General features: G+C 67.9%; 20 protein-coding genes. 11 read left to right on the top strand and 9 right to left on the bottom strand.

Annotated features, from left to right (window positions below; translation table 11 throughout):
• From ASF71_RS20075 to ASF71_RS20060, 4 genes are all read right to left on the bottom strand, one after another.
• A complete protein-coding gene (locus ASF71_RS20075) occupies nucleotides 1-504 on the bottom strand; it encodes a heme-binding protein (RefSeq protein WP_056303414.1) in 504 nt (167 codons plus the stop codon).
• 118 nt (nucleotides 505-622) lie between these two features.
• A complete protein-coding gene (locus ASF71_RS20070) occupies nucleotides 623-1264 on the bottom strand; it encodes a response regulator transcription factor (RefSeq protein ID WP_056303412.1) in 642 nt (213 codons plus the stop codon).
• A complete protein-coding gene (locus ASF71_RS20065) occupies nucleotides 1257-3128 on the bottom strand; it encodes a sensor histidine kinase (protein WP_156373000.1) in 1872 nt (623 codons plus the stop codon). The genes ASF71_RS20070 and ASF71_RS20065 overlap by 8 nt, the downstream gene beginning before the upstream one ends.
• Before the next feature lie 106 nt (nucleotides 3129-3234).
• A complete protein-coding gene (locus tag ASF71_RS20060; protein WP_056303519.1) occupies nucleotides 3235-4167 on the bottom strand; it encodes an MBL fold metallo-hydrolase in 933 nt (310 codons plus the stop codon).
• A gap of 252 nt (nucleotides 4168-4419) precedes the next feature.
• Between ASF71_RS20060 and ASF71_RS20055 the strand changes: the two genes are divergently transcribed.
• The 9 genes from ASF71_RS20055 to ASF71_RS20015 all read left to right on the top strand — a co-directional run bounded on the left by ASF71_RS20055 (nucleotide 4420) and on the right by ASF71_RS20015 (nucleotide 14850).
• Nucleotides 4420-5928, top strand: a complete 1509-nt coding sequence (locus ASF71_RS20055) for a glutathione ABC transporter substrate-binding protein (RefSeq protein WP_056303408.1) — start codon at nucleotides 4420-4422, stop codon at nucleotides 5926-5928.
• A gap of 149 nt (nucleotides 5929-6077) precedes the next feature.
• On the top strand, nucleotides 6078-7001 hold the full coding sequence (locus ASF71_RS20050; protein ID WP_056303518.1) for an ABC transporter permease: 924 nt from the start codon (nucleotides 6078-6080) through the stop codon (nucleotides 6999-7001).
• Nucleotide 7002: 1 nt separating this feature from the next.
• A complete protein-coding gene (locus ASF71_RS20045; RefSeq protein ID WP_235514644.1) occupies nucleotides 7003-7881 on the top strand; it encodes an ABC transporter permease in 879 nt (292 codons plus the stop codon).
• Between the two features lie 197 nt (nucleotides 7882-8078).
• Nucleotides 8079-9740, top strand: a complete 1662-nt coding sequence (locus ASF71_RS20040; RefSeq protein ID WP_056303407.1) for an FAD-binding dehydrogenase — start codon at nucleotides 8079-8081, stop codon at nucleotides 9738-9740.
• A gap of 183 nt (nucleotides 9741-9923) precedes the next feature.
• Nucleotides 9924-10112 (top strand): hypothetical protein, encoded by a 189-nt coding sequence (locus tag ASF71_RS20035; RefSeq protein ID WP_056303405.1) that lies wholly within the window; start codon nucleotides 9924-9926, stop codon nucleotides 10110-10112.
• Nucleotides 10109-12499 carry a glycoside hydrolase family 15 protein gene (locus tag ASF71_RS20030; RefSeq protein WP_235514643.1) on the top strand — a complete coding sequence of 797 codons (2391 nt, stop codon included), beginning with the start codon at nucleotides 10109-10111 and terminating at the stop codon, nucleotides 12497-12499. The genes ASF71_RS20035 and ASF71_RS20030 overlap by 4 nt, the downstream gene beginning before the upstream one ends.
• A 175-nt stretch (nucleotides 12500-12674) precedes the next feature.
• Complete coding sequence (locus tag ASF71_RS20025; protein ID WP_056303403.1) at nucleotides 12675-13628, top strand: FAD:protein FMN transferase; 954 nt, start codon at nucleotides 12675-12677, stop codon at nucleotides 13626-13628.
• Between the two features lie 48 nt (nucleotides 13629-13676).
• Entirely contained in the window at nucleotides 13677-14240 is a 564-nt protein-coding gene (locus tag ASF71_RS20020; protein WP_056303401.1) for a DUF2271 domain-containing protein, read from the top strand.
• Nucleotides 14218-14850, top strand: coding sequence for a PepSY-associated TM helix domain-containing protein (locus ASF71_RS20015; protein ID WP_082506238.1), 633 nt, complete (start codon nucleotides 14218-14220; stop codon nucleotides 14848-14850). Before ASF71_RS20020 ends, ASF71_RS20015 begins: the two co-directional genes overlap by 23 nt.
• Before the next feature lie 151 nt (nucleotides 14851-15001).
• On the opposite strand, the gene ASF71_RS20010 is transcribed toward ASF71_RS20015, so the two are convergent.
• Both ASF71_RS20010 and ASF71_RS20005 read right to left on the bottom strand, forming a co-directional pair.
• A complete protein-coding gene (locus tag ASF71_RS20010; RefSeq protein ID WP_056303398.1) occupies nucleotides 15002-15358 on the bottom strand; it encodes a hypothetical protein in 357 nt (118 codons plus the stop codon).
• A 47-nt stretch (nucleotides 15359-15405) separates the two neighbouring features.
• Nucleotides 15406-15918: a ferritin-like domain-containing protein gene (locus ASF71_RS20005; RefSeq protein ID WP_056303396.1), complete on the bottom strand. Its 513-nt coding sequence runs from the start codon at nucleotides 15916-15918 to the stop codon at nucleotides 15406-15408.
• Nucleotides 15919-16473: 555 nt separating this feature from the next.
• Between ASF71_RS20005 and ASF71_RS20000 the strand changes: the two genes are divergently transcribed.
• Nucleotides 16474-17430: a DUF5996 family protein gene (locus ASF71_RS20000; RefSeq protein ID WP_056303394.1), complete on the top strand. Its 957-nt coding sequence runs from the start codon at nucleotides 16474-16476 to the stop codon at nucleotides 17428-17430.
• A gap of 202 nt (nucleotides 17431-17632) precedes the next feature.
• Here ASF71_RS20000 and ASF71_RS19995 read toward each other — a convergent pair whose 3' ends face one another.
• The 3 genes from ASF71_RS19995 to ASF71_RS19985 all read right to left on the bottom strand — a co-directional run bounded on the left by ASF71_RS19995 (nucleotide 17633) and on the right by ASF71_RS19985 (nucleotide 22681).
• Entirely contained in the window at nucleotides 17633-18634 is a 1002-nt protein-coding gene (locus tag ASF71_RS19995; protein WP_056303393.1) for an aldo/keto reductase, read from the bottom strand.
• A 113-nt stretch (nucleotides 18635-18747) separates the two neighbouring features.
• Nucleotides 18748-20649 carry an NAD-binding protein gene (locus ASF71_RS19990; RefSeq protein WP_056303390.1) on the bottom strand — a complete coding sequence of 634 codons (1902 nt, stop codon included), beginning with the start codon at nucleotides 20647-20649 and terminating at the stop codon, nucleotides 18748-18750.
• Nucleotides 20650-21040: 391 nt separating this feature from the next.
• Nucleotides 21041-22681 (bottom strand): ATP-binding protein, encoded by a 1641-nt coding sequence (locus tag ASF71_RS19985; RefSeq protein WP_056303388.1) that lies wholly within the window; start codon nucleotides 22679-22681, stop codon nucleotides 21041-21043.
• Nucleotides 22682-22798: 117 nt separating this feature from the next.
• On the opposite strand from ASF71_RS19985, the gene ASF71_RS19980 reads away from it, so the two are divergent.
• Nucleotides 22799-23656, top strand: coding sequence for a glycosyl hydrolase family 18 protein (locus ASF71_RS19980; RefSeq protein ID WP_056303387.1), 858 nt, complete (start codon nucleotides 22799-22801; stop codon nucleotides 23654-23656).
• Nucleotides 23657-23663 lie beyond the last annotated feature (7 nt).

Below are 23663 nucleotides of genomic sequence, written 5' to 3'. Positions count from 1 at the left end.
CTACTGGCTCAGGACCAGGGCCACGGCGTCGGTGCCGCACTTCTCGTCGATCAGGCCGCTGGGGGCGCCGCCTACTCCGACCGCGCCTACCACGGCGCCACCTACACGGATCGGCGCGCCGCCGGCCAGTACCAGGTAGCCCGGGATGTCGGCCAGTCCGGGGTTGTTCGGCAGGTTCTTGGCGATGTCGCTCGTCAGGGCGCGCGCGCTGGCGCTGGTGAAGGCCTTGCCGAGGCTGGCCCCCAGGGTGTGCGGCCCCGCGTTCTCGGAGCGGGCCACGGCCAGGGTCACGCCGCTGCGGTCCACCACGGTGACGCTGACGTTGTAGCCGAGCTGCGCGCAGTTGCCGACCGCCTGTGCGGCGATTCGGCTGGCCGCACTCAGGCTCAGGCTGGCCGGGGAGACGGTCGGGGTGGTCGCCAGTGTGATCGGCGCGGGTGCGGTCTGCGCGGCAGCGAGCGAAACGGCGGTCACGGTCAACAGGGCGGTCAGCGGCTTTTTCATGACGTCATCCTGCGCCTGGGGGGAGCGGCGACGGTATCCGGGCAGTTCGCGGGGGCACTCCGTAGTTTTACGGAGGCCGGCGGGTCCGCGCGGAGAAGAGGTTCCCCGCACCAGCGGCCTAGGCCCCGTCCTCGGCGCCCTCCAGGGCCAGCCGGATGACCTCGGCCAGCGACTCGGCTTCTAGTTTGGCGAACAGGCTGGCGCGGTGGGTCTCCACGGTACGCGCGGAAATGTCCAGGGTCCGGGCGGTCTGTTTGCTCGTCTGGCCGTCCAGAATCCCGCGCAGGACGTCGTGCTCGCGGGCAGTGAGGCGGGACAGGCGCTCACGGGCCTGCCCACCTGCCGCGCGGCGCCGGCGGACCCGCAAGTGCTGGCGCACGGCGCGTTGCACCGCTTCGAGCAGTTCGGTTTCGTCCACCGGTTTGCTCAGGAAGTCGGCGGCCCCCTGGCGAAACGCCCGGCGACACAGGTCCACATCGGCGTGCCCGGTCAGCAGGATCACGGGCAGGTCCACCCCGCGCTCCTGAAGGCGCAGTTGCAGTTGCAGGCCGCTGATATGTGGCATCCGGACATCGAGCAGCAGGCAGCCGATGGCCGGCGGTCCCTCGGCGTTCAGGGCGCGTTCCAGGGCCAGTCCGTCGGCGAACGGGCGCACGTTCAGGCCGACCGTGCTCAGCAGGAAGCCCAGCGCGTCCCGGACCGCATCGTCGTCGTCGACCAGATAGACCGTGGGCTCCAGGGGCAGGGCCGGTTCAATCACTGGCTGCCTCCCAGACCAGGCGCGGCAGCCTGAGCGTGAAGACCGCGCCGCCCGCAGGAGCGTTCGCGCCGCTCAGGTCGCCCCCCAGACCCTGCGAGAGCGTCTGCGACAGGCTCAGCCCCAGGCCCAGGCCGCCCGCCTTGCTGGTGGTAAACGGCGCGAACAGACGTGGAGCGACCTCTGGGGCGATGCCGGGGCCGTTGTCGCGCACCCTCAGGGTCCAGTCTCCCCCCTCCAGCGCGACGCTCAGTTCGATGACGGGATCGGGAGTGTCCTGCACGGCCTCCAGCGCGTTGCGCAGCAGGTTCAGGATGATCTGTTCAAGCTGGACCGGGTCAGCCCTGACCAGAGGCGCGTCGGCATAGGCCGTGACGACGCGCACGCCCAACCGGTTCAGGTCGGCGCGGCACAGGGTCAGCACGTTCGAAGCGGCCTGCACCAGATCGGTGGGGCAGCTCTGACTGGGCGCGCGGCGCACCCACTGGCGCAGCTGAACGATGATCTGCGCCGCCCGCCCGGCCTGCGTAACCGAGGCGCCGACGGCGTGCCGTACCCGCGCCAGGTCGGGTTCGGGGTCGTCGAGAAGCCGCGCCGCAGCCTGTCCGTAACTGACGATGGCCGTCAGGGGCTGGTTCAGCTCGTGAGCCAGGCCGGCGCTCATCTCGCCCAGGGTGGAGAGCCGCGAGACGTGGGCCAGCATCTCCTCATGCTCGCGCACGCGCCGCTCTCCTTCCTCCAGATGTTCGAGCAGGCGTCGCTGGAGCGGCCCCACTTCGCGCAGGATGAGCACGCGGCCCCGCAAGTCGCCTCCCACGCCGAGCAGGGGCGCCAGCGAGCCCTCGACGGGCACCGTCTCCTGGCCTTCGGCCCCGGCGCGCAGCAGGGCCAGCCCCTCGGGCAGGGCGGTAGGCCGGGCGCTGTTCCAGAAAGACGCCGCGTCGAACGGCGCCTGCGAGAGCGTAGCGTGGAACGTGACCACGGCGCGCAGGTCGGTGCCCGGCGGCAGGGCGTGGGCCAGCGCGGCGCGCGCGGCCGGATTCGCCAGCGTCACCCGGTGGGCCCCGTCCAGCGCCACGATGGCCTCGGAGGCGGCCTGCACCACCCCGTCCGCCCGAGCCCGCTCGTCCAGCAGCGCGCGCTGCGCGGCGCGCCGGCTTTCCAGGAGCCGGAAAATCAGCACGCCCAGCCCCGCAGTGAGTATCGTCCACAGCGCTGCGCCCACCCAGGGCCAGGCGCTCCACGGCACCCCCCGCGAGATGCGGATGGGCAGAGGCTGCAGGGCCGTCCCCAGGACCTTCTCCACCCGGAGCGTCGTGAACGTCTCGGCGGCCTGGGCCCCATGCGCCACGACCAGCGTTCCTGTGCCCGGCCGGAGGAGCTCATAGGTCAGGGGAGCGGCGCTGCTGTCCAGGGCCCCGGTCAGCCGCCCGGCATCAACCCAGACCCGCACGTTGTTGCGGGAGAGGGCGTAGAGGGGCCCGCCGCCCTCTGGCCACTGCGCCGCCGGCCGGCCGGAACGTGCGGAGGCCAGAACCGGGGGGCGTTCGGCAGGGGTGCCCAGTACCTGACAGCCCGTCGCCGAACACCGCTCGGCCGCCACCACCTGCGGGTAGGGGCGTACCAGGGTGTCCACATATGTCCCCAGTGCCGCCGCGCCCACACCCTGACGTTCCAGAGCGTCCAGGGCGTTGAGCACAGCTTCCTGCTGCTCCATCCGCTGCGAAAGCACGCGGTGCAGGATGCGCGCGTCGGTTCCGAAGGTCTCCGTCAGCCGGGTTCGCGTGGACAGAAACTGGGCCGCCACCCCTGCACCGGCCAGCATCAGCCAGAGGAAGGCCGCCAAGCCGAGGGTCGAACGTCTCATGCCGTCATTGTGGCGGGTTCCGGCACGAAGACGGGTGGCCCATCGTCGGCCCCGAGCTGACCAGGGCACGCCCGACCGGAGTCCGGGACCGGGCGCCCGTCGCCACTCAGGTTCCGGCAGGCGAGATCAGGTCGAAGCGCATGAGATCGCGGCCAACTGTAATCCGGCCCGAGTAGAGGGCCGCCATTCCCTGGGTATAGGCGGCCTCGGCTTCCGGCGTGGCCCGGGGCACCGGGATGTGGTGGGTCAGGACGAGGTGTCTGGCCCCCGCCTCCTGCGCCATCTGCGCGGCTTCCAGCGTGGTCGTGTGGTACTTCGCCGGGTTGTTGACTTGCACCGCCAGGTCCGGATTCTCCTGGGCGATCTCGGCCAGCCAGGCCGCGTTGTAGGCGTCGTGAACAAGCAGGTCGGCACCCCGCGCGTGCGCCACCGTGCTCGGCATGGGGCGGGTATCCCCGCTAATGACGACCCGCTTTCCCCCGAACTCGACGAGGTAGCCCAGTGCCGGCTCGACCGGGCGGTGGTCGACCTCAAAGGCCGTGACCCGCACCCCGCCCTCGTCGAACACCACCCCGGCGTTGCTCTCGGCGTACTCCACCTGCCCGCCCCCGACCTCGGACCTGTTGTACGCCACCCGCAACCCGATGTCGTAAGCCAGGGCGCCGTGGAACGCGCCGATGATCTCGCGGGTGCGGCTGGGCCCGTAGACGCGCATGGCCCGGCTACGCCCCGCGATGATCCCGACATGGGTCCGCCAGCTGCTGATGAAGAGGTCCGGAAACCCGGCGTTGTGGTCGTAGTGGTGATGCGTGAAGAACACGTCCCGCACCCGCTGCGGCATGAGGCCCGAGGCAATGAGCTGCCGGGTCGTGTCGCTGCCGCAGTCGAACAGCAGCACCTGACCCCCCGCAGCGACCGCCACGGCCGGCTTGGCGGCGCCGGGGTAGGCGCGCGGAGTGCCCGTGCCCAGCAGCACGACGCTGAAGCCGTCGGGAGACAGGGGCAGGACCGGCGTCGGCTGGATGAATTCACTTGGCATGGGGCCATTCTTGCCCACTTCCCCGGCTCAGGAGGCCGACCGATGTGACCGGCTGCGACCTGACAACGTGGCCGGGCGTCAGCCCCCACAAGCCGCCTGCGTCTCCGACAGGTCACTGCGACTTCTGGCCTTCCGAGCAGGGGCCCTCCCCGACATTCAGGCCCCCAGGCCAGAACCCAGGCCGCGTTCTCGCCTGAAGTTGTCTGGAGGGGTGAGGTAGTTGATAAAACTAATCAACTAAGGTGGTGCCCTATGTCTTCTCTTCTCCGCGCCGCAGCCCTGGCTGTTCTGACCTCCAGTGTCCTGACTGCCGCCGCCCAGGGCAGCACCCTGACCATCGCCACGTCCGGCGACGCGCCGACCCTCGATCCCAACCTGACCTTCAGCGGCCTGGCCTTCGGCATCACGAACCACATCTACGACAGCCTCCTGACCCGTGAGGACGACGGCTCCATCAAGCCCCGTCTCGCCACGAGCTGGAAGCGCGTCAACCCGACCACCTGGCGCTTCGAGCTGCGGCGCAACGTCAAGTTTCAGGACGGCACGCCCTTCAACGCCCAGGCCGTCAAGTATTCGGTCGAGCGCCTGATCAACCCCGAGAACAAGGCGGCGGGCGCCTACGTCCTGAGCATGATCAAGACCGTCCGCGTCATTGACGAGGACACCGTCGAGTTCGTTACTGCCGATCCCTTCGCGCCGTTGCTCGCGCACCTCACGCACCCGGTGACGGCCATCGTCTCGCCTACCGCAGCGCGCGCGAGCGGCAAGGACTTCGGTCGCCAGCCGGTTGGCACGGGACCCTTCAAATTCAGCCGCTGGAACGCGGGCAACCAGATCGAGCTGGCCGCCAACCCCGGCTACTGGGGCGGCAAGGTCAATATTCCCCGGCTCGTCTTCCGCATCATTCCGGATGTGGGCACGCAGGTGGTCGAGCTCCGGACCGGCCGGGTGGATCTCATCACGGCCGTACCCCCGGAGAATTACAAGGATCTGGACGCCAACAAGGACCTCACGGTGTTCAAGAAGCTCGGCTGGGGCAGCACCTACCTGGGGTTCAACACCCAGAGCGGCGTCACCAAGAATGTCCGCGTGCGTCAGGCCATCTCGCAGGCCGTGGACCGCGACGCCATCGTGAGCGTCCTGCGGCAGGGGCTGGCCGTCAAGGCGAACGCACCCATTCCCCCCACGGTCTACGGCGCCGGAAAGAATTTGCCGGGCGTCTCCTACGACCTCGCGGCGGCGCGCAAACTGCTGCAGCAGGCCGGGGTCAAACCCGGCACCAGGGTCACCCTCGCCACCTACGAGGGAGCCGAAACCCGTCAGCTCGCCGAGGCGGTGCAGTTTTCCCTGCAGCAGCTGGGACTGAACGCGGCCGTGCAGATCACCGACTACGGCACCTACACCGCCAACATGAAAAAGCCCAACCACGCGGAGCTGTTCATCGGAAGCTGGGGGACCGTCACGCTGGACGCCGACTACGCCCTGTACGCCCTGTTCAGCAGCAAGGAGATCCCGGCCAACAACTGGGCCTTCTACAAGAACGTCAAGGTGGACAAGCTGCTGCTCGACGCCCGGCGCAGCAACGACCAGGCCAGGCGGCTGGACCTGTACCAGGACGCCCAGCAGCAGATTGCCCGCGACGTTCCCTGGCTCACGCTGTATCACCCCCTGACCACCTACGCCAAGACCAACCGCCTCCAGGGCGAAGACTGGCGCTACTCGTGGATCAACCTGGATCTCAGCAAGGCCACCTTGAAGTGAGCCTGCCGGTCGCGGCCCGGCCACGGCCGGAGCTGCCGACACTCTCCGAGTTTCCTTCCGGTGGAACGGCGGCTTTGCTGCCAGGCCACCGGAAGTTCGTCCTCCTGCTGAAATCCACGGCCTGCTGCGCCCTGGTGAACGGACAACAGATGGTTCTGTATTTCTCGAGGCGGCTCCTGGGAACCGTGCCCGTCCTGCTGGGCGTCACGGTCCTGGTCTTTTTGCTGCTCAAACTGGTGCCGGGCGACCCGGTCGTGGCCCTGCTGGGCGAAGACGCCCAGGGCGTCTCCTCGGCGCAGCTCGATCAGCTCCGGCAGGCGTACGGCTTCAACGACCCGTGGCTCACGCAGTACGCCCGTTTTCTGAGTGATTTCGTGACCGGGCAGCTCCTATCGCTCAAGACGCAGACCCCGGTCCTGACCGAGATCCTCCAGCGCTTTCCCTATACCCTGCAGCTCACGGTGCTGGCCCTGGGCCTCTCGGTCCTGGTGGCCCTGCCCCTCGGTACCGTGGCCGCGCTACGCCGGCATACGCTGTGGGACACGGTCATCACCAGCATCTCGCTGCTGGGCGTCTCGATTCCCAGCTTCTGGTTCGCCATTCTGGCGATGACCCTCTTCGCGCTCCAACTGCGCTGGCTGCCTCCCAGCGGCAGCGGTACGCTGGCCCACCTCGTCCTGCCGGCGCTGACCCTGGCCTTCGGATCGGTGGCCATCCAGATCCGGATGATGCGCGCGAGTCTCCTCGACGCCCTGCCGCAGGACTATGTGCGCACGGCCCGCGCCAAGGGGCTGCCTCCCCTCCATGTGCTGCGCCACGCCCTGCGCAACGCCCTGGTGCCGGTCCTGACCGTCATCGGGCTGGAGTTCGGCGGCCTGTTGGGGGGCGCGGTGATCACCGAGTCCATCTTCGCGTGGCCGGGCCTGGGGCGGCTGACCCTGGACGCGGTGACCAGCCGCGACATTCCACTCGTTCAGGGCGTAGTGGTCTTTTCCGCTGCCGTGTTCACCGTGGTCAATCTGGTGGTCGACATGCTGTACGGCGTTCTGAATCCACGGGTCCAGTATGACTAGGGTGCCCCTGACTGCGGCCCACGGCCGCTCGCCGCAGCGCACCTTCCGGTCAAGGCTGCTGAGCCGGCCGGGCGCGCGCGTGGGCGCCGGACTGTTGCTTCTGCTGGCGCTGGCTGCGGCGTTCGCGCCGGTCCTGGCTCCGGAGGCCCCGAACGCGCAGAGCTGGCTCAACCGCCTGCAGCCCCCTAGTGCCCAGCATCCCATGGGAACCGACGCTTTCGGCCGCAGCGTGCTGACCCGCGTCCTGTACGGCGGCCGGGTCAGCCTGCTGGCCGGGCTGCTGCCGGTCCTGATCGGCCTGGGGATCGGCACCGTGATCGGCACTGTGGCCGGCTACGTCGGCCGGACGACCGACCGACTGCTCATGCGGATCATGGACATCCTGCTGGCCTTTCCCGGCCTGCTGCTGGCCATGGCGATCATCGGTACGCTGGGGCCCGGATTCAGCAACGCGGTCATTGCCATCGGGGTGGGCCTGATCCCGACCTTCGCCCGTCTGGCGCGGGCCGAGGTGTTGAACCTGAAATCCAGCGAATTCGTCGAGGCGGCCGGCGCCCTGGGGGCGCGGCCGGGCCGCATCGTGTTCCGTCACCTGCTGCCCGGCATGGCCAGTCCACTGGTCGTTCAGGCGACCATCAGTGTGGGAACCTCCATCCTCTCGACCGCCGGTCTCAGCTTCCTGGGTCTGGGAGTCCAGCCCCCCACCAGCGACTGGGGCGAGATGCTATCCGGCGCCCGCAGCTTCCTGCCGGACGCGTGGTGGCTGGCCGTGTTTCCGGGAATGATGATCGCGCTGACCGTCCTGAGCTTCAACCTGTTGGGTGACGCCCTGCGCGACGCGCTCGATCCCCGCACGGCGGCCTACCGCCGCCGGGGCTGAGCGCCGCTCCCGGGGAGCCCTGGACCTCTTCCCTGGCCTGTCGGGACCACGGCACTCGGAACGTGCAAAAGCGGTGTCACCGGCCGGTTGCTCCCCTCTGGCCCGGCACCCCGGCCCTCGTCGCCAGTTTCCTGAGTTGTGCGCCCTTCCCGCTGACGCCCTTCCCCACCGCGGGTGCTCTACCCTGGCCCTACCTTATGCCCACACTGGATGCGGATGTGATCGTGGTTGGAGCAGGTCTCGCCGGACTCGTCGCCGCGGCCGAACTGGCCGACGCCGGGAAACGCGTGCTGGTGCTCGATCAGGAGGGCGAACAGAACCTCGGCGGCCAGGCCTTCTGGTCCTTCGGCGGCCTGTTTTTCGTGGACAGCCCGGAGCAGCGCCGCCTGGGCATCCGCGACTCCCGTGAATTGGCTCTGCGGGACTGGATGACGACTGCGGCCTTCGACCGACCCGAGGACCACTGGCCCCGCAGATGGGCCGAGGCCTATATCGATTTTGCGGCTGGCGAGAAGCGGGCGTGGCTGCACGCCCAGGGGATGCGGTGGTTCCCGGCGGCCGGCTGGGCCGAGAGGGGCGGCGCGGGCGCCGGGATGCCCGGCAACAGCGTGCCGCGTTTTCACATCACCTGGGGCACCGGCCCCGGCGTACTGGAGCCTTTCGTGCGGCGTGTGCGTGAGCATGAGCGTGCAGAACGCCTTCAGCTGCTGTTCCGCCGCCGGGTCCGCGGCCTGAATGTCACGAACGGAACGGTGCACGGCGTTCACGGCGACGTGCTGGAAGCCTCAGGCGTGGACCGGGGCGCGCGCAGCTCGCGCGTCGTGGTGGGCGACTTCAGCCTGAATGCTCAGGCGGTCCTGATCACCTCCGGCGGCCTTGGCGGCAACCATGACCTCGTGCGCAAATACTGGCCCGTCCAGCGGCTGGGCCCGGCCCCGGCCTTCATGGTGTCCGGCGTGCCGCAGCATGTGGACGGCGCCCTGCAGGAGGTCGTGAGAGAAGCCGGCGCCAGCCTCGTCAACGCCGACCGCATGTGGCACTACACCGAGGGCCTGCGCAACTGGAATCCGGTGTGGCCGGGGCACGGTATCCGTATCCTGCCCGGCCCCAGCAGTCTGTGGCTCGACCCCACCGGCAGGAGGCTGCCCTTTCCGCATATCCCGGGGGCGAGCAGTCTGGATACCCTGCGGCACATCACCACCCATGGCTATCCCCACACCTGGTTCCTGCTCAACCGGGCCATCATCAAGCGGGAGTTCGCCCTCTCCGGCTCGGAACAGAACCCAGACCTCACCGGCAGGAATATCCGGCTCACCCTGGCCCGCGCGGGGAAGGCGGTCCAGGCCCCCGTGCAGGCGTTCATGAACCAGGGCGCCGACTTCGTGGTCCGCGACAACCTGCGGGACCTTGTGGCAGGCATGAACCGGCTGATCGGCGACGACCTCGTGGACTATGCAGCTGTGGCGCAGGAGGTGCACGACCGTGACCTTCAGACGCGGAACTCCGCCGGGAAGGACCCACAACTCGCTGTGATCCGGAATGCCCGGAGCATCCTGAGCGAGCGGCTGGTCCGGGTGGCGAAACCTGCGCCCATCCTCAGGCCGGAGGACGGCCCCCTGATTGCCGTGAAGCTCAACATCCTGACCCGGAAGTCGCTGGGCGGCCTGGAAACGGACCTGGACGGCCGGGTGTTGGCCCACGACGGTCAGCCCCTGCCGGGCCTGTACGCCGCAGGAGAGGTGACGGGCTTCGGCGGGGGCGGCATGCACGGGTACCGTGCGCTGGAGGGCACCTTTCTGGGAGGATGCATCTTCACCGGGCGCACCGCAGGACGGGCCATCGCGCAGGGTGCGAGATAAAGGCGGCCCGCCCTACACAGGGACAGGCCTGTCCTCCCCTACCTCGGGGCCGGCGGAGGCCGCGCAGGCCAGGACGTTCCGTGCTGCCGGCGAGTTGCCCAGGTCGGTGACGGCTGTCTCTGTCGTTCAGACAAACTGTCCGTGTTCCATGTGGCGTTGACCCCTCCGGCAAATGATGCCTCCATGACGCAGCTTCCACCAGCTGCCCTGATCTTTTTCGGGGCGACGGACGACCTTGCTTACGGGCAGATCTTTCTCGCCCCGCGGGACCTGACCGCGCGCGGTGTGCTGGAGCGACCGGTCATCGGTGTCGCCCGGTCGGACCGGACGCGCGAGCAGGTCATCGAACAACTCCACCTAGAGAACTCGTGAGCGACATTCCCACCTTCGCCCGGATTGGCGACGACGCGCTGGCCCCTGACAGTGGCCCCGGCGTCGGCCCCACCTGGAGCAGCAGTGCCAAGGACTTCGTGACGACCAGCCTGGGCGGCAGCCGACTGTGGGCGACCCTGGGCCACGGCGTACTGAACGAGGTCTACTGGCCCTCGACCGGCGAGCCCCAACTGCGCGACCTGACGTTCCATCTCCTGAGCGAGAACGCCGGAGCCGGACAGGGCTGGGTGGACCTCAAGCGCACGGCGCAGTACAGCCTGAGCGTGCCCGCGCCGCACCTGCCGCTGCCCACCGTAACCCACCGCGGCACCCATGCCGGGGCCAGCTACCGCCTGACCCTGGAGATGCTGCCCGATCCACAGCGTGACGCCCTGCTCATCCGCTATGCGCTGGACGGCCCCTTCCGGCTGGCGGTGATTGCTGCGCCGCACCTGAACGGCACTGGGCGGGACAACGTGGCCTGGGTCGACGGCGCGCTGTTCGCCCACCATGAGGACCATGTGCTGTGCCTGAGCGCCACCGGGCGGCGGCTGCACGCCTCGGCGGGGGTCGTGGGGACGTCGGACGGTTGGCAGGACCTGCAGGCCCATGGGCAGCTGACCTGGGCCTATACCAAGGCCGGCCCCGACAACGTGGCCCTGAGCGCCGAGCTGGAGGACCGCTCGGGCACGCTGGCTCTGGGATTCTCGAATACGGCCCGCGGAGCCTGGACGCTGGCGCGCGGCGCACTGGCCGAGGGGTACGAAGCTGCCGAGCAGGACTTTGTGCGTGGCTGGAGCACCTGGGGGCAGACGCTGAAGCTGCCCGCTCCCGACCAGGCCCTGGGGAACCTAGCCCTGCTCAGCGCCGCCGTCCTCAAGATGCACGAGGACCACACCTATCCCGGCGCAGTCGTCGCCAGCCTGAGCGTGCCCTGGGGCGACTCGACCGATTCGCTGGGCGGCTACCATCTGGTCTGGCCGCGAGACGTGACCCTGGCGGCCTTCGCGCTGGTCGCGGCGGGCGCCCCCGGAGACGCCCAGCGAATTCTGGCGCGGTTTCTCGCCACCCAGCAGGCCGACGGTCACTGGCCGCAGAACGACTACCCCAGCGGCGACCCCTTCTGGAACGGGCTGCAACTCGACGAGACCGCCTTCCCGGTCCTGCTGGCCGCCAAGCTGCGCGAGGAGGGCGTGCCCGAGCTGCCCGGCACCGCCGAGATGGTGGGCCGCGCTCTGGGCTTCGTGGTCCGTACCGGGCCGACGAGCGACCAGGACCGCTGGGAGGAAAACCCCGGCGTCAATCCGTTCACGCTGGCGGTCGCCACCGCGGCGCTCGTGGCGGGAGCCGCGTGGCTGCCCGAGACCGAGCGCGAGGACGCCCTGAAGGTGGCCGACGAGTGGAACGAACGCCTGGAGAGCTGGTGCTACGTGACGGATACACCGCTGGCACGGGAGCTGGAGGTGGCAGGTTACTACGTGCGGCTGGCCCCCCCGCAGCGCGACGGAAGGCTGGGCGGCACGGTACTGCTGCGTAACCGCATGGGCGAAACGATCAGCGCGTCGGCCCTGGTCAGCCTGGATTTCTCGTACCTGACCCGGCTGGGACTGAGGCAGGCAGACGACCCGCGCATTCAGGACACGCTGAAGGTGGTGGACCGGGTGCTGCGCGTAACGACCCCCAGCGGCGACCTCTACCACCGCTACAACGACGACGGCTACGGGGAACACAGGGACGGCCGCCCTTTCGACGGTTCGGGCACCGGGCGGCTGTGGCCCCTGCTGTCGGGCGAACGCGGGCACCTCGCGCTGCAATCGGGCGAGGACCCGCTGCCGTACCTGCAGACCATCGCCAACTGTGCCAGCCCCGGCGGCCTGCTGCCCGAGCAGGTCTGGGACACTGACCCTCTCCCGGGGCAGGGGCTGTTTCCGGGGCGGCCCTCGGGCAGTGCCATGCCCCTGGTCTGGACCCATGCCGAGTTCCTCAAGCTCCTGCTGGCGCGCGAGACGGGCCGCCCAGCCGAGTTGCTGCGGGTGGTGCAGGACCGGTATGCCCGGCCCAGAGACGCCGCCGAGTGGCGCTGGCGCAACGAGACGCCGCTGCGCCGGCTGCCACCAGGGCGGGACCTGACCTTCGAGAGTCCGGTGCCCTTCACGCTCCACTTCGGATGGAACGGCTGGCAAGGCGTGCAGGAGCGCGAGGCGCGCTGCGGCACGTTCGGGCTGTGGCTGCTGACCTTTCGGGCCGAGGACCTGCGCGGACACGGAACCCTGAACTTTACCCGGCGCTTCGAGACCGGTTGGGAAGGCGCCGATCACGAGATCGAACTGGAGCGCGGGCCCGCCGGACAGGTCGTGTCAGATGGACCGGACGCGGCGCAGGCCTGATGCTGGACAGCCACCTGGGTCCAGCTCGTCCGGGAGAAGCCCGTATAGGCACCAGTAGCCCGAGCCGGCCAGGGGGCAGAGGTCGTCCGGCCACCAGCGCTCCATTCCTTCCTGATCCCTGAGCCGCCCAGTCTCCTTCGTCAAACCTTGATCCGGCCCCGCCATACTTCCGCCTGTGCCCCGTCTGTCCGCCCTCTTCCGAAGGTCCTACCACCTTCACAGCACCTACGAGCGCCTGCTGGGAACGCAGGTGGAACTCCAGGTCACGGCACGCGGCCGCGTGGAGGCGGAAGCGGCCGAGCAGCGGGCCCTCGCGGAACTCGGGCGCCTCAGCGCCCTGTTCAACCGTTTCGATCCTGAGAGCGAACTCAGGCGCTGGGGGGACAGGCCGGGCGAGCCGACCCGGATCAGCCCGGAACTCGGCACGGTCCTGGCGCTCGCCGATTCGTGGCGTCAGCTGACCGGAAACGCCTTTCACCCCGGGGCCGACGCGCTGGGGAGCGTGTGGCAGACCGCCGCCCAGGCAGGCCGCCTCCCTGACCCAGCTGAACTTGACGCCCTGGTAGAGACCCTCCAGGCGGCGCCCTGGACCTGGCACGGTGACGGCATGGTGACGCTGCACGCCCGCTATCCGCTGGGACTGAACGCACTGGCCAAGGGTTTCATCGTCGACCGCATGGTCGAAGAGGCGGCCGGGCAGCCGGGGGTCGAGACCGTTCTCGTCAACGCGGGTGGAGACCTGCGGGCAGCCGGCCCGGCCGGCGTGACGGTCGCTGTCGCCGACCCCTGGACTTCCCGCGACGACGCACCTGCCAGTACGCAGGTCCGGGTATGCGGCGCCGCCCTGGCGACGAGTGGTCAGGCGCACCGGGGGTATGACATCGGGGGCCGGCACTACTCGCATGTTCTGGACCCCAGGACGGGCTGGCCGGTCGAGACGGTTCCTGGGGTCACGGTCATGGCGCCTGAGTGCGCGACCGCCGACGCCCTTGCGACCGCCCTGAGCGTTCTGGGACCCGGCCCCGGCCTGAACCTGATCGCCGGGTTCCCGCAGGCCGCCGCCCTGATCTTTACTGCCGACCGCCAGATCCACCGCAGTGCCACCTGGCCCACCGGCCCCGTCTTTTAACGTCCGTTCAACACTTGACGCGCATTCTCTGATTAGGAGACCCAGCCCATGACACGACCTGAAACCCGCCGCAGCTTCATCGGTAAACTGGCCGCCGCCACGGCAGCCCTCCTCTCTTCCCAGGTGCTTCCCGGAGCCCTAGCCGGCGCCGCCACGGTCAAGCCCTGGACCGCGGGCATGGCACTGAATATCCAGTTCACGGTGGCGACCCAGGCCACCGGCCGGGTCAAGCGGCCCTACGTCGCGGTCTGGATCGAAGACCCGGCAGGCAAGACCGTCCGGAATCTGACGGTCTGGGTCTCGCAGGGCCGCCAGAACCCCCGGTGGCTGGCAGAACTGCGGCGCTGGATCCGCGACAACGGCGACCTGGTTTCGACCGTGAGCAGCGCCACCCGCAACCCTGGCTCGTACGCCGTCGCCTGGGACGGCAAGAACGACAAGGGCACCCTGCTTGCCCAAGGCGACTACTACGTGTGTCTCGAGACGGCCCGCGAACATGGTCCGTACAGCCTCGTACGTGAAAAGCTGAGCCTGGGCACGAGCAGTTTCAAGAAGGCCCTGGGAACCGACAACGATATCGAGGCGGCAAGTGTCAGTTTCGGCCGGGCCTGAGCCGAGGCCGGCCGCCCGGAAGCGCAGCACGAAGGCCCAGTGGAACGTCTGGCTGCGCACGGTGCATACCTACACCAGCATGATCAGCCTGCTGATCGTCCTGTTCTTCTCGGTGAGCGGCATCACGCTGAATCATCCCGAATGGACCCTGGGGATCCGCGAGGTCAAACGTACGGTGTCAGGGACGATGTCGCCGGGCTGGATCGAGCAGGGGAAGGTCAACTGGCTGAACGTCGCTGAAGAGCTGCGGGCCGCCCAGAGCCTGAAGGGCCGAGCCGGCAACACCACCCTCAACGGCGACGAGGCCGATATCAGCTTTCTGGCGCCGGGCTACAGCGCCGACGCCTTCATCGATACCCAGACCGGAAAATACACGGTGAACGTTCTGGAACAAGGAGGCCTCGCCGCCTTCAACGACCTGCACCGGGGACGCGACGCAGGTACGGGCTGGCGGTGGGCGATCGACCTGAGCGGCCTCGCGCTCACCGTCATCTCCCTGACCGGCATCGGCATCCTGATGTTCCTGAAAAAGACCCGGCGCGCGGCCCTGATCGTGATGGCCGTCGGTCTCGTCCTGACCGGTGCGCTCGCCTTCCGCGCCGTGGGGTAGTGGGGAGCGGCGACGTCTCTGGTGGTCATCCCAGGTCACTGGGCCTGGCCGGGCAGCGAGGGTAGGGAAGACGCGACCTGCCGAGACCGGCGATCTTCTGGCAGCGAACATACTCCTGACCGGTGGTCCCCTTCACTGGTCCCGCGCGTCCTCAGTCATCCTCGGCGTCCCAATCCGTTGCCTGCCAGACGAGGAAATTGTAGGCCGCGAGGATCAGGAAGAAGTCGCGGGCACGCCGGTCTCGGGAGAAGTGGGCCGTCCAGGGCAGCGCCAGTTGCACGGCGATACTCGCCTGCTCGGCCCGGCCATGAAAACGGAAGGGAACGACCTGAATCAGGCCCAGAGGCGTCCGCGTGGTGAAAACAGCCAGGAGAATAAGCAGGACGAAGCGGTCGACCCAGCGTAAGGCTGTTCCCTGCAGGCCGACATATCGGGCGAGCAGGTAGAGGGCGGGCGCAGTCGCATAATCCACGGCAGCGTGTCCGCGCCGGCCCCAGAGCTTAGGCATCCGTCCAGTGTGACAGGTGGAGAGAGTCGGCCGGGCAGGACTCCGGCTCAAGCCTGAGCGGCCTCAAGGTTGATCTCCTGCGCGAAGCCGGTGAGCTTGCTGTCCGCCGCCTTCTCCTCGTTTTCGGTCAGACGCAGCAGTTCCAGATGCTGCTGGTGACCCAGGACGCGGGCATAAGTGGCGACCGTTCCGTAGCCGGCAATCTCATAGTGCTCGACGCGCTGCGCCGCCGCGATCAGGCCGGCGTCCTTGACCGCCGCGTTGGCCTTCTCGCCGATCATGTCGCTGCCCTCGGCCACCAGTCCTTCCATGGCCTTGCAGGTATGGCCGCCGGGTTTCTCGCCCAAGTCCTGGAAGATGGTCTCCAGACGCTGTACCTGAATCCGGGTCTCCTCCAAGTGATCGGCGAACCCCTGCTTGAGCTCGGGGGCCGTGGCCGCCGCCTCCATCTGCGGCAGCGCCCCAAGGAGTTGCGTCTCCGCCGAGTAGAGATCACGGAGTTGCTCGACGTAGAGATCCTGCAGATCCTTCAGTTTCACGCCCAGGCCGAATAGTCCCATGGTGCCTCCTTTGTGGTCGGGGACCATTGTCCAGGCCAGACCCGGGCCTCCGCGTGGGTCGCCTGTGAACAGCGGTTTAGGAGAATCGAGATAACGCGGTCTTCAGGAAGCCGGAGGCTGCAATAGCTCGGTAGGCAGAGAAAGCCTTTGCTCCGCTCGGCTGCGACACACCTGAGCGATTTGGAGAAGTGAGACCGGGCGAAGGGGAATCACCAGCGACTCCCGAACGGGGCGTAGACTCTGAGACCCATTTGGAACCTCCGTGTCCTCGATTTGGCCGCCTCCCTTTTCATCTTGCAGGCCGTATGTGGGTGACAATGGGCTTCGCACTGCCCAACCCGCCCCAGCGACGCACCACAGAACCCCCACCCGCAAGGTTCAGGGCGTACCCAGGCCCCGCAATATGACGAAGGCCAGATACCGGGACCACAGGTCGTCGGCGCCGGTGAACGTGGCCCGGCGTAAAATGACAGCCGGTTATAGCGGGCACGGACGCCGAACTGTTCTCGTCCAATCGCCACCTCGTCAGCACGTTTCCCATCCCCGGAGGACCCAATGTCTTCGACGTCATCCAACTGGCCCCCCCTTCCCCTGGCGCCCTGGCAGGACACCCTGGACACCGTCCACCTGTGGACCCAGATCGTCGGCAAGATCCGTCTGGCCCTGACGCCCTGGCTCAACCATTCCTGGCACGCCACCCTGCTGCTCAGTACGCGCGGCCTGACGACGGGCCTCATGCACCATCCGCAGGGCACGCTTGAAATCGAGTTCGATTTTCTGCGGCACAGGTTGTGGATGAGGACAGGGTCTGGGGAGGAGCGGTTCTTTTCCTTGGAACACCGGAGCGTCGCTGGCTTCTACCGTGCCCTGATGGCCGAGCTGGAGGACCTGGGAGTCGGGGTCCGGATCTGGCCTCTTCCCGTCGAACTGCCGGACCCGCTCACGCCTTTCCCCGAGCACGAGACGCACGCCGCGTACGACAAGGAGGCGGTCGAGCGGTACTGGCGCGCCCTCACCACCGTGCACCGGGTCTTCACTCTCTTCAGGGCGGACTTTCTGGGAAAGGCGAGTCCGGTGCATTTCTTCTGGGGAGCCTTCGACTTGGCCGTCACCCGTTTTTCGGGACGGCCCGCGCCCAGGCATCCCGGCGGGGCCCCCAACTGCGCGGACTGGGTCATGGAGGAAGCCTATTCTCACGAACTCGCGAGTGCCGGATTCTGGCCGGGAACGGGGTTGGGAGAGGCGGCCTTCTATGCCTACGCCTACCCCGAGCCGCCTGGATTCCGTAGTGCAGACGCCGGCGCGGGCGCGAGGTATCAGGACACGCTGGGCGAATTCATTCTTCCCTATGAGGTCGTACGGACAGCGGAAGACCCAGAGGCGGTCCTGTTGGCCTTTCTCCAGAAGACCTACGCGGCAGCCGCGACCCTCGCGCACTGGGACCGGGAAGCCCTGGAAGGGGGCCGCTCCGGTAAAGGGCGCGTAAGTCTTCCTGCTCCGGCGTCCGACTGACTGGCGACCTTCCTCCCTGGCTGACGTAGACGGCCTCCGGAACAGTCACCCCCCTGGTTGAGGGCAGAGCTACGCGAAGATCAGAGCCAGTCCCAAATGCAACGACCAGGAAAACACAACGGCGAGCCGAGAACTCCGAGCCGGTCACCAGAGGGCCGGCTCGCCGCTATAAGGCTAGTGCCCAGGCCCTACAGGCTCCGGGTCACTGTCCCGCGCGCTCCTCTTCCTGGGCCGGTTCGTACCAGTTCCGGTCCCAGCGGTGGCGGTGCAACTGCTCGACCTGCGAGCTGGGCAGGCCCTCTCCGTCACCCAGGGCCATATTGCGATCGACATTGTGCAGACTCCGCATCCCCACGATGACCGTACTGACCGCCGGGTGGCTGAGCACGAACCTCAGCGCCGTTTCCGGCAGCTGGGCCGTCCCGATTCCGAGGTCGCGCTCTATCGCGCGCAGGTGGGTCTGCAACTCGGTCTTGCGCTGGCCCCCGAAATACCGGTTGCGCCAGTCACCTTCGGGAAAGGTGGTGTCCGGCGTGATGTTGCCGGTCAGGCTCCCCTCATCGAGGGCCACCCGCACGATCACGCCGACGCCGTGGGCCAGACAGGCGTCGAGCAGCCGGTCCTGCGGCGCCTGGTCGAAGACGTTGTAGATCACCTGCACGGTCTCCACCACGCCCGCTTCCACAGCCTTGACCGCGTTACTGGGCTGATGGTCGTTGACCGAAATCCCGAAGTGCCGGATCTTGCCGTCGCGCTTGAGCTGGGCCACGGCGTCCTGCCAGTCCCCCTGACCCACCCAGGCATCGTTCCACACATGGAACTGCTGCACGTCGATGGTGGGCAGCCCCAGCCGCTCCAGGCTCGCTTCCGTCATCCGGATGACGTGCTCGCCGGGGTAGGCCTCGTCGGCCGACGTCTGCGGCGCCGCGGGCCACTGCATGTTCTTGGGGCTGATCTTGGTCGCGACGAGGGTACCGGGGTGGGCGCGGGCCACCTGCCCCACGAGCCGCTCGCTGTGCCCGTCACCGTAGCCCATGGCGGTGTCGATGAAGTTGCCGCCCAGTTCGGTATAGCGGCGAAGGGCACTCAGGCTTTCGTCGTCCTGCGCGCCCTTCCACATGTCGGCCCCGATCCCCCAGGCCCCGTAGCCGATTTCCGTGACGTGCAGGCCGGTGCAGCCCAGAGCTCGCGTATGAATGGTCATGCCCCCACCCTACCCGCCCCCCCGGAAGAGGGCATGGGGAAAGACTTCAGGCTTGGGGAAGATCCGGGTGCGCCGGGCACGGGGCAGGACCCCTGGCCCAGCACCCGCCCAGCTCAGGCCTCGGCCAGCACGATGACGCGGTCGTGGACCGACAGTTCCAGTGCGGCGGATTTGACCGGGTTCAGGTGAACGCCGTAGGCCTGGGCCGGCAGATCGGCCTCTGCCTTCAGGCGGTAGCCGATGGCGACCTCGCCCCGTCGCCGCGCCGATTCGAGGACGGTGTAGAAGGTCAGGGGCGTTCCCAGGGTCACGTAGTCGCCGGCAGGCTTCAGGTATATCTCCGAACCCTCGGCGCGGAACAGTTCGTCGAAGACCGCCTTCAGAGCAGCGTTCTCGGCGATCTGCGAGATCAACAGGCTGACCAGACGGTCGGAGACGATGAAGTCGTCGGCCTGCGTGACCTGCGCCAGTTCGCGGTTGCGGACGTCGAGCATCTCCGAGACGATGGAGTAGTCCTGCTCGGCGCGGCTGGCCATGTCGCGCAGGTGCAGCAGCGTGACCAGGGTGCGGCCGTCCGCCTGCTGCACGTCGAGGGTATCGGAGGAGGACAGCGTGATGATGTGGTCGTAGGCGCCGGGGCCGAGCCGGTCGAGCGTCCGGCGGTCGGTCGTGTCGCCCAGTTGCGTTTCCAGCGAGAGGTTCACCAGCGAGTCCTGAAGCAGGGCGAGCGTCTCCAGCGCCGCCGGGTCGTCGGTGACCACGCTCAGGGCCGAGTCCGGCATGACATACCGGTCGAGCTCGGCGATGACCGTCGGGGCCCGCTCGTTCCAGCCAAGAATGAGGGTGCGCTCGGGCTGTTGGGGGCGGCGCACCGGAGTCTGAATGGCCGCCTCGTCGAACGCGAACGGGCCTGCCTGGGGCCTGACCGTATCGTCGTCGGCCGAAATGGCGATGACGCGGTCGCCCGGCGCGATGACCGTGTCCATCGGCGGGTTCAGGACGATGCGGCCGTCGGCGAAGTTCAGGCCGATCAGGGCGGAATCCGGGAACGCGAACAGGGCCTGCCCGAAGGTCTGCCCTACCACGGCAGTCGGCGGCGCGAAGTAGATCTCGTCGCCGCCGAAGTCGAGCAGGTCCATATACACGACCGACAGCCCGGACTGGCGGCAGGTCTGCACCATGATGCGGGAGATCAGGTCGTCGACGAGCACGAGACTCGCCTCGTCACGGCCAGCCAGGCGGGCGGCCTCGACGTTCTGGGAATCGCGGATCTCGGCCACGATGTGGTAGGGCGCCGGGCGGCGTTTGGGATTGTTCGTAATAGCCAGCAGCCCCTTGATGACGCTGGTGTCCGCCTTGTCGTCCTCGGGGGCCAGAATGATGATCGCCCGGGCCGCGTGCGGATTGGCGATCTCCAGATCGGCCAGGTCAAGCGGACTGCCGGTGCGGCACACCACGCGGGTGCGTCCGGTCGACCCCAGACGGGCGCGCAGCTCGTCGTCCATTTCGACCTTGTCCTTCTCGGCCAGAATCACCACGCAGGGGCGGCGCTGGTTGGCGTTCGCCGTCACGAGTTCGGACAGAATGGTGAACACGTGCGGCGACCAGCCCAGAATCAGCGTATGCCCTTCTTCGGCCACGAAGGAGCGGCCCTTGCGCAGTTCTTCGAGCCGCGCCTCGATGCCGCTGGTCACCACACCGATCAGCATGCTGACCAGGAAGATGCCGCCCAGAGTCATCACGAACATGGTGGCCAGAAACAGCGGCGTGCCCTGGTCGCCGCCGATGGCGCCGGAATCCAGGGCGCGCATCAGGTTCCACCACAGCAGGCTGCCGAAGCCGATGGGCCGGTCGTCCGCCAGCGGCACCTGCCTCGTGAGCTGCACGAACACCGACACGGCGACGATCATGAGGACGGAGAGCAGGAAGAGCCAGCCGATCATGGCGGCCGGGCCCCGGGACATCGTGTTGTCGAAACGGTAGCGCAGGTGTTCGCGGAGGGTCGCTTTTCTCATGGATGCGGTCCTTTCTTCAGATCAGGCAGGAGGGGTACCGAAACGGGGTAGGGCGCCCCAGAGCGCCGGAATGGAGGTTTACAGTTGCCCGAACACACAACGTTGCGCCTCGGCCGAACGAACCAGAGCCTGAACAAGTCTTGCCAAGAGGCTGCGGATCATTGAGGCAGGTCCGGGAAGCTTAAGCAACTGCTCATGTGCTCTCAGATTACGCGCATTCCTCTGACGAATTGATCTCAGTCCAGATCGGAAAACGGGCTTAGGCTTGCGGGGCACCGACACAAGTGAACATGGAACCGGACTGTGGTGCTCCGTACAAGTTGGCACGGGAAGCGCACCCGGCAGAAACCAGCTGCCTGAAATCACCCCAGAGCTGCCCAAGCTGGACGCGTCAGGCTTCGGGGTCCGGGAGCACGAAGCCGAATGTCGCCCCGTTGCCAGGGTTGTTCTCGGCCAGCACCGTTCCCCCATGCCGGGAAACGATACGCAGGACGGTCGCCAGGCCCACCCCGATGCCCTGGAACTCCCGTTCCGCGTGCAGGCGCTGAAACAACCCGAACAGCTGTTCCCGGTATTCGTCGTTGAACCCCGCCCCCTGGTCCGTCACCTTGATGGCCCAGCCCTCCGGTGTGCGCTCGCTCCAGATCCGAATACGCACTTCTGCAGAATGCTGCGAGTATTTCGCCGCATTCGAGAGCAGGTTGGTGATGACGCGCTCCAGACTCGGCGCGTCTCCCCAGACCTGCGGAAGCGGCTCGGTCTGCCAGACGATCTCCCGCTCGGGATACTGGAGCTGGGTATCGGTCTGGCCCGCCTTCACCAGGGCGTCGAGGTCCACGGGGGCCTTCTGCAGCGGCGCCTGAGAAGCCTGCGACAGCGAGAGCAGCCCGTCGAGCAGTCCGGTCATGCGCTCGGTCGAGAGGCCGATATAGTCGATGTAGGTGCGGGCTTTTTCCGGCAGGTCGTCGGCCTGCCGGAGGAGCAGCTCGGCGAAGCTCTTGATCCGGCGCACGGGCGCGCGCAGGTCGTGCGAGATGCCCAGATTGAAGCTGGCGAGTTCCGCGTCGCGTGCCTGAATTTCCTGGGTACGCTGCTGAACCTGGGCCTCGAGCAGCTCGCTGTGGCGTTCGAGCGCATGCTGGACAGCGCGCTGGGCCGTGAGATCGACGAAGTAGCCCAGGATGGCCGTGTCGCTGTCGGCCGAGTAGCGCATGATGGTGAGCTGCACTTCCCGGCGCTCTCCGTCGGGCCGTTGAAGTACCTTCTCGTAGGTCGGTGTGACGCCGTTCTGCAGCACCTGGCGCACAAACTGGGTGTCCTGCGCCCGAAACTCCGGCAGAGTGGTGGTGTACCAGTTGATTTCGCCGCGCTCGAAGGCACCGCGGGTCAGACCCGTAAGCTCTAGGTAGGCGTCGTTGACCAGACTGACCTGACCGTCCTTCGTCCCTACGGCGATAGGCGTCGGCGAACGTTCGACGATGCTGCGCAGCAGATGTTCCTGATGCCGGAGCTGGGCCGTCATCTTGAGGCGGACGAGCACCTGACCGCTCAGGGACGCCAGGATTTCGAGGAACAACTGCTCTTCAGGCGTGAAGTGGTGCGGCTCCTCGAAGTCGAGCACCAGGACGCCGAGCACCTGATTCTGCGAACTGATCGGAATGACGGCGCTGCCCACAGGCGCGATCTGTCCGGTCTGCGCTTCGAGGTTCGGATAGGCGCGCGCGAGGTCACCCTTAGAAGGAAAATACTGCGACTTTCCACTCACAAAGCTGACGCTGGCGGGGGAGCTGGCCTGGATGGGGCCGTCCTGCCAGATCGAGGGCACGTCTATGCGGTCGGCCCGCGCCACCATCCGCTCCAGACGTGTCTGGTCCGCGTTGGGCAGGAAGATGGCTCCGGCCAGCGCCATCAGGCCCTGCTGGGCCGTCGAGAGAACGACCGGAAAAATGGCTTCGACCTGATCGACCCCGGCCAGGGCGTGCGTCACCGTCAGCAGTTGATTCAGGAGAGGGGGCGAGGTGACCGCAGACATTCCCGCACTCTAATGGGGAGAAGCGCCCGGCTTGCAGACGCAACATTGTGCAAACCTTTGACTTGAGTACGCAGGCGGTCAGGAGAGGATACCTGCCGGGGGCGGTTATCTTCGGGCATGTTCGCCCCCCTGCTGGTCTGCGCGCCCCTTCTGGCGGTCTGCTCCCCCGCCCCTCCGGAGCGCGGGGTCGTCGGCACCTACTACGCCACGTTGGGCGACGCGCCTCCCCGGCTGCGGGACATCGACCCGAACTACAACCTCATCTATCTCTTCTCGGCGGTCGGTGCTCCGGGCCGACCAGCCGGCACCCTGAGCTTCCGTCCCCCCAGCGACGTGAACGGAGCCTGGACGAACTGGGTGGCTGATCTCCAGCATGTCCGAGCGGTCCAGAAGCGCCGGGTGCTGCTGTCTGTAGGAGGCGCCGGGCATCCCCTGCGGTTGACCGACCGCGCAGTGTCCACGGCCTTCGTGAACAGCGTCGACCGGCTGTACGCCGCCTGGAAAGGCTTCGACGGCCTGGACCTCAACACTTTCGAGGGCGGCGCAGCGCCCAATACCCCGGAATTCATCTGGGTCGGCCGGGAGCTCAAGCGCCGTCATCCCGGGTTCCTGATCACCGCCCCTCCCGCTCCCTGGAACCCGGTCGACCAACGCTTCTGCGCCGCCATGCTCCGCGCCGGCGCCCTGGACTACTGCGCGCCGCAGTACTACGACGGCCCTGACCTGAACGATCCGGCGTACCTGCTCGGCAACATCCGGACCTGGACCGAGTTGCTGGGGCCCGAGCATGTGGTCGTGGGCTTCGGCGTCCACGGCGGCCTCAAGCACTACTGGACGGTGGACTCGGCCGCCGCCGCCTTCCAGCAGGTCAGGGCGCATTTTCCCGCAATCCGTGGGGTGTTCGGCTGGCGGCTGGACTGGGACGCACGGCAGGGGTATCCATTCGCCCGCAGGTTCGGCCCCCTGGTGCGGTGACCCAGGC

The sequence above is a fragment of the Deinococcus sp. Leaf326 genome, from assembly GCF_001424185.1.
Classification (GTDB): Bacteria; Deinococcota; Deinococci; order Deinococcales; family Deinococcaceae; genus Deinococcus.
Note: the sequence above shows the minus strand (reverse complement) of the source record. Positions and strands in the feature narration are given on the sequence as shown.

Bases quoted from the DNA above. Each gene is read 5' to 3' on its own strand.
- ASF71_RS20050 (WP_056303518.1), top strand. From the start codon at position 6,078: ATGGTTCTGTATTTCTCGAGGCGGCTCCTGGGAACCGTGCCCGTCCTG.
- ASF71_RS20005 (WP_056303396.1), bottom strand. From the start codon at position 15,918: ATGGGACTATTCGGCCTGGGCGTGAAACTGAAGGATCTGCAGGATCTC.
- ASF71_RS19980 (WP_056303387.1), top strand. From the start codon at position 22,799: ATGTTCGCCCCCCTGCTGGTCTGCGCGCCCCTTCTGGCGGTCTGCTCC.
- ASF71_RS20040 (WP_056303407.1), top strand. From the start codon at position 8,079: ATGCCCACACTGGATGCGGATGTGATCGTGGTTGGAGCAGGTCTCGCC.
- ASF71_RS20000 (WP_056303394.1), top strand. From the start codon at position 16,474: ATGTCTTCGACGTCATCCAACTGGCCCCCCCTTCCCCTGGCGCCCTGG.
- ASF71_RS20060 (WP_056303519.1), bottom strand. From the start codon at position 4,167: ATGCCAAGTGAATTCATCCAGCCGACGCCGGTCCTGCCCCTGTCTCCC.
- ASF71_RS20065 (WP_156373000.1), bottom strand. From the start codon at position 3,128: ATGAGACGTTCGACCCTCGGCTTGGCGGCCTTCCTCTGGCTGATGCTG.
- ASF71_RS19990 (WP_056303390.1), bottom strand. From the start codon at position 20,649: ATGAGAAAAGCGACCCTCCGCGAACACCTGCGCTACCGTTTCGACAAC.
- ASF71_RS20020 (WP_056303401.1), top strand. From the start codon at position 13,677: ATGACACGACCTGAAACCCGCCGCAGCTTCATCGGTAAACTGGCCGCC.
- ASF71_RS20010 (WP_056303398.1), bottom strand. From the start codon at position 15,358: ATGCCTAAGCTCTGGGGCCGGCGCGGACACGCTGCCGTGGATTATGCG.
- ASF71_RS20075 (WP_056303414.1), bottom strand. From the start codon at position 504: ATGAAAAAGCCGCTGACCGCCCTGTTGACCGTGACCGCCGTTTCGCTC.
- ASF71_RS20055 (WP_056303408.1), top strand. From the start codon at position 4,420: ATGTCTTCTCTTCTCCGCGCCGCAGCCCTGGCTGTTCTGACCTCCAGT.
- ASF71_RS19985 (WP_056303388.1), bottom strand. From the start codon at position 22,681: ATGTCTGCGGTCACCTCGCCCCCTCTCCTGAATCAACTGCTGACGGTG.
- ASF71_RS20035 (WP_056303405.1), top strand. From the start codon at position 9,924: ATGACGCAGCTTCCACCAGCTGCCCTGATCTTTTTCGGGGCGACGGAC.
- ASF71_RS19995 (WP_056303393.1), bottom strand. From the start codon at position 18,634: ATGACCATTCATACGCGAGCTCTGGGCTGCACCGGCCTGCACGTCACG.